The sequence below is a fragment of the Sphaerospermopsis aphanizomenoides BCCUSP55 genome, from assembly GCF_001586785.1.
GTDB classification, from domain to species: domain Bacteria; phylum Cyanobacteriota; class Cyanobacteriia; order Cyanobacteriales; family Nostocaceae; genus Sphaerospermopsis_A; species Sphaerospermopsis_A aphanizomenoides_A.
Window position 1 is genome coordinate 1 of record NZ_LUFH02000217.1, and the last position, 1438, is coordinate 1438.

Consider the following 1438-nt stretch of genomic DNA (forward strand, 5'->3'; position numbering starts at 1 on the left):
TACTTCTAGGCTAATATCATCTGAGTCATATACATAATACTCCTCCACCCCATGTTTGAGATAGAAAAGCTTTTTTCTCGTCATCTCACCTTTACTATTACAGTGAGACAAAATGTCAAAGACCTCCTGGGGAGGAATATTATCCTCTACCCACTGTCGATAGGAGCCCCGCTGTCCTTTCGGTCTACCAAACACCACCATCGTATCAGGAGCCAGTTTAATTCTGTTACTACCCTTTACTGGATACCAAAATAAGTCCCCAGCCACAAACACATCTGGATTAGACTTAAATAGTATTTCTAGGTTCTCCTTTATTTTCACAATCCATTTAAATTGTTCAGTATTATCTGCCATAGGCTTGCCATCACTTTCTGGGTAGACAATGTCAGGCGCGATTGTCTCCCCACCCTGATTAACCTTAGATTTTATCACCCCCAGTTGAGTTTTTGGTGCAATTTCCCTCACCATATCTATACCTCCCATTCACTTTGGTATTGACTCAATCGGTTCAATTTACTATAACATGACTTGTGTAGGGGTGTTCTGCATACCCTCACTTAAAATTAATGGATTTGAATCTCCTCGCACTGCTGCAACTTGAAAATGAGAGCTAACTCTACCAGGAGGAGAGTTTTTAAAAACCCCCATCCCGAGGGTATGCTAGTGCGGGTAATAGTTTATTCGAGTGCATTAATATCAATACCCTTAGCTTTTAATTGTGATAGCAAGGTTTGATACTTTAGTTGTTCCTGCTCTTTGAGAAATCTTTCTTGTTCTGCACGTTGATTTGCCTGTTCTTTCAGAAATCTTTCCTGTTCTTTGAGAAGTCTTTCCTGTTCTGCACGCTGATTTGCCTGTTCCTTCAGAAATCTTTCTTGTTCTGCATAATTACTTAATTCCACGGGACTAAGAAACCTACTTCCATCTGGATAATAGATGACTAATTCATCTCCCGTCATGTCAAACCGTATATTCAGTCTTGGACTAGTCCAAGTAGCAAAATCCTCAACTTCCCTAAATGAATTATTTTCCCTAATGGATACTTCTAGACTAATCTCATCTGGGTCATATACATAATACTCCTCCACCCCATGTTTGAGATAGAAAAGCTTTTTTCTCGTCATCTCACCTTTACTATTACAGGGAGACAAAATTTCAAAAACCACCTGGGGAGGAATATTATCCTCTTCCCACTGTCGATAGGAGCCCCGCTGTCCTTTCGGTCTACCAAACACTACCATCGTGTCAGGAGCCAGTTTAATTCTGTTACTACCCTTTACTGGATACCAAAATAAGTCCCCAGCCACAAACACATCTGGATTAGACTTAAATAGTATTTCTAGGTTCTCCTTGATTTTCACAATCCATTTAAATTGTTCAGTATTATCTGCCATAGGCTTGCCATCACCTTCTGGGTAGACAATGTCAGGCGCGATTG

The 1438-nt window shown here is 40.3% G+C and carries 2 protein-coding genes; both read right to left on the minus strand.

Annotation, left to right across the window (positions count from 1 at the left end; translation table 11 throughout):
* A partial coding sequence (locus tag A0J48_RS26360; RefSeq protein WP_200327529.1) for a Uma2 family endonuclease occupies positions 1-468 on the minus strand: 468 nt, incomplete at its 3' end.
* Between the two features lie 209 nt (positions 469-677).
* Positions 678-1436: a Uma2 family endonuclease gene (locus A0J48_RS26365; protein WP_200327530.1), complete on the minus strand. Its 759-nt coding sequence runs from the start codon at positions 1434-1436 to the stop codon at positions 678-680.
* Positions 1437-1438: the final 2 nt, after the last annotated feature.